2 protein-coding genes are annotated in these 3121 nt (G+C 73.2%); both read left to right on the top strand.

Translation table 11 applies throughout. The features are described 5' to 3' along the window. Positions 1 to 1232, top strand: a 1232-nt coding sequence (locus ACWGDE_RS37710; protein ID WP_453393597.1) for a helix-turn-helix transcriptional regulator, incomplete at its 5' end; no start/stop codon positions are given. 374 nt (positions 1233 to 1606) lie between these two features. Next, entirely contained in the window at positions 1607 to 2758 is a 1152-nt protein-coding gene (locus ACWGDE_RS37705; protein WP_453393596.1) for a HEAT repeat domain-containing protein, read from the top strand. Positions 2759 to 3121 lie beyond the last annotated feature (363 nt).

Raw genomic sequence — 3121 nt, 5'->3', positions numbered from 1 at the left:
GGACGCGTACGGCGGCCACCGCCTGCCGCGCGCTGGGGGCCGCCCGCAGCGGCCGGACCGCGACCTTGCGGACGTGTGCCTCGGAGGCGGCCGGGGCGATCGACGCCATGGGCGACGTGGAACTGGAGACCTTCCTCGACGAGGTGGGCCAGTTGGGGCTGGCCGAGGTCCTGGGCGGGCGCCACGGCGATGCCGTACGGCACCTGGCCCGCGGGGTGCGCGTCGCGCGGCGGACCGGACACACCCTTGTACTTCCCCACCTGCTGCTGTACCGGTCCCACGCCCAACAGGCGACCGGCGACCTCGACGGCGCCCTGGCATCGGCGGCGGACGCCGAGGAAGCCGCCCGGCTCATCGAACGGCCGGAGTCCATCGGCCACGCCCTGGCCCTGCGCGCTGCGGTGACGGCGGTACGAAGCGGCCCGACCGCCGCGATTCCCGGCATCGAGCGGGCCCTCGGCCCGGTCAGCCGGTGCGGCCGGCTGTGGGAACTGTCCACGTCCGTCCTCGCGCCCCTCCTCCTCGACCAGGGCCGTCCCGACGAGTGCCTGGAGATCCTGGGGACCGTCACCGGGACGGACCGCTCCGCGGCCACGCACGCCCTGCGCCCCCAGTGGTTCGCCACGGCCGCCCGGGCGGCCGTGGCCCTCGGCGACGCGCGTGCGGCCCGCGCCTGGTCCGCCCGCGCGACCGAATCCGCCGAATCCGTCGACCTGCCGGGGCAGCGCGGCTACGGCGCACTCGCCCAAGCGGCGGTCGACGCAGATGCGGCAGCCGCCGCCGAGTCGTCCCGCCGGGCCGCCGACCTCTTCGCCGAAGGAGGCCTCGTCCTCGCCGAGTGCCACGCTCGCCTTCTCCTCGGGCACCACCTCACCGGCGTACGCGACATCGAGGGTGCCGATACGGCCGTGGGCCGGGCCAAGCAGCTCGCCGACGCCGTCGGCTCTGCTCACCTCGGAGCGCTCGCAGTCGACGCCCAGCGCCGCATCGGCGCCCGCAGGCCCCGTGAGGGTCGCCGTGATCCCCTCGGCGCCATGCTGTCCGAGCAGGAACGCCGCATCTCGGAGCTGGCCGCGGGCGGGCTCAGCAACAGGCGTATCGCCACCGACCTCTACATCTCCACCAAGACGGTCGAGGGTCACCTCACCCGTGTCTTCCGCAAGCTCCGCATCACCTCCCGCGCCGGGCTGTCGGCTGCACTCGCCGGCCTCCCGGACCCGTCCCGCGGCTGAGGCACGGCACGGCGCGGCCCGGGAGGTTCTCCGGCGGGCCGGGCCCGGAGCTGCAGCTCGAGGAGGGCCCGCATGCCAACGCGCGGGGCGGGTGCCCGAAGGCGGGCTGCGATTTCGTCCCCGTCCCCGCCCGACTGGCGAATCGGCATCCGACGGTGACAGCGCTCGAAGTCGACGAGAGTCGCCTGGCGGTGCGATCTGTGTTCGTCGAGACAGCCATCGCCACCTGGCAGTCACGATTCCCCAGGGGACGCTGACCATTGATGGTGCCCGTGGCAAAAGACTGCCGAAACAATGCCGAGCTGATCTGTCACCCACCCGACCGCGAGGAAAACCCGTTGGCTGTCGGTGTTCCCTGCTGGAACGATCCTGGGATGACCGACCACCGTGACGCCGTCCTCCGTCTGTGGGGTCGCCAGCTCTACGAGCGCCAGGGCGAGCCACTGGCCTGGGCGGAGGCGGTCCTGGAGGCCACCGGTCGCCCGCCGGCCGCCGTCACCGCGGCGATGTCCGGCCACCTCGACGCCCTCGCTGATTCCTCATCGGACCCCGCATGGCTGCTGTTCCGTACGGTCGCCAAGCTGGCCGCGAACCTGCGGGGCGGCGGCCACTACGACGCGGACGTCGGCACCCGAATCGGCCCACTGGCCCTGCGGTTGGGCGAGCTCGAACCACCGCTCGCCGGCCCCCTCGGGGACGCACTCGGCCACCCGCCGGACGGGCCGACATCCCTCGTCACCGTCCACGCCGCCGAGCTGAGCGGCAACCGTACGATCCGACTGCGGGCGATCGACGCCCTGCTGGAGTGGGCCGAGCTCGGCCATCCGCAGGCCCGGACGGCCCTGTCCGAGGTCGCCTCCGACCACCGGACGCAGGACGTCACCGTCTGGACCAAGGCACTCGACCGGATCGCCCTGTTCGGCGACGCGAGCATCGAACCGGGCCTGCTGCGCGCGCTCGCCGACACAGGGCACCGCGGGGTGCGGTGGTCGGCGCTCGCCTGTGCCGAACTCGGCTTCCGCCGGGCCGTTCCGCTGATCACCGCTCTGCTGGAGCATCCCGATCCGATGGTCCGCGAGGGTGCCTGCGAGGCGCTCGGCCTCCTTGAGGAACAGACCGCCGTGCCAGCCCTGGCGGCCCGGCTGAACGACGAGACCAGCCGGGTGCGCAGCAGGGCCGCCATGGCGCTCGGCCAGATCGGCGGAGACCGGGCACTCGCTGTGCTCTGGCAGGCCATGACGGAGCGCCGGAACCCGAGGGCCAGTCATCTCGCCTCAGCGATCGCCGCCTTCGGCCCGCCGGTGGTGGACGACCTCATCACCCTCACCACCCATCCCGACCCGGACCTCCGAGCACTGGCCTGCCGCGCTCTCGGCTCCACCGCCGACGACCGGTCCCTGCCCGCACTGGAACGCCTCGCCGCCCGCGACTTCGCCAAGACCACCCTCGGCGGCCTCGTGGCAACCGCCGCCAACCAGGGACTGCGAACCGCGCACCGCATGCGTGCGCGCACCGCATCGACCTGAGCTCGACGCTCGTCTCGACTGACGTTCGCGCTGAACCTACCGTTGGGCTGTGGCGGGTTGTCTCCGGAAGAAGCCGGTGAAGCCGCCCTGGTGCGGTATCCGTACGAGCCCGCCGAAGCGGCCAACCGAGGGCTGATCTTTCACGACGAGGCCTGGCACTGGGCGATGCTGGCGACCCACGGCGATCGGTACGAGGCGGACCATCCCGAGCTTGTTCATCCGTCACCTGACTACCTGAGGGCAGGAGCAGGGTGGAGCCGTGCACGGCACCACTGCCGCGGCCGCCTGTGGCGCGGGCGCCACCTTGTGACCCGAGGCACGGGCCGCGGCGAGGACGATGGCCCGCCGGGCTGAGGGCGGCAC

It is taken from the genome of Streptomyces sp. NPDC054956, assembly GCF_053609185.1.
The sequence above is the reverse complement of the archived record's forward strand: the minus strand, read 5'-3'. Positions and strand labels throughout refer to the sequence as shown.